1 pseudogene is annotated in these 505 nt (G+C 56.8%); it reads right to left on the bottom strand.

Annotated elements, in window-relative coordinates:
- A pseudogene (locus tag HMPREF3039_RS14030) lies at positions 1-505 on the bottom strand (hypothetical protein); the annotation flags it as partial.

A 505-nucleotide genomic window follows, 5' to 3' on the forward strand; every position in this document is an offset into this window, starting at 1 on the left:
TGTAGAAGTCCTGCTGGCTCACCTCCCTCTGGTCGCGCGCCGTGCGTATCCAGCCGTAGGGCTCTCCGATTTTCTCCCGGCTCCTCTGGTCAAAGCCCAAAAACAGGCCCCGCTTGAAGAGGGGGGAGACGAAGTATTCGTAGATGTGGAGCGTGTTGGCGGCGAATTTGTCCGCGTCCTGCCGGGAGATGCGCCCGCAACCGAAGTATTCCCCGCTCCTCTCGGCGATGAAGGGGAAGGAGTCGTTGTGGAAGTAGGGCTTGAAGGTGAGGAAGGAGATGGCCGGATCGTCGTTGCAGCGCTTGAGCAGGGGCATGTTTTTCTGCCTGACTTCCTCATTCTGGTAGAGGAACATGGCAATCATGCCCTGCTTCATGAGTTCCTTTTCCTTGTTGAAGAGCCAGGTCATGCAGTTGACGAAGATGGTGCGTTTGGTGTGCTGGCGAATGGCTGGCATGTTTTCCAGGTATTCGCCGTTGCAGAATCCGATGATGGCATCCCCTTC

Source organism: Akkermansia sp. KLE1798 (assembly GCF_001580195.1).
Classification (GTDB): Bacteria; Verrucomicrobiota; Verrucomicrobiia; order Verrucomicrobiales; family Akkermansiaceae; genus Akkermansia; species Akkermansia biwaensis.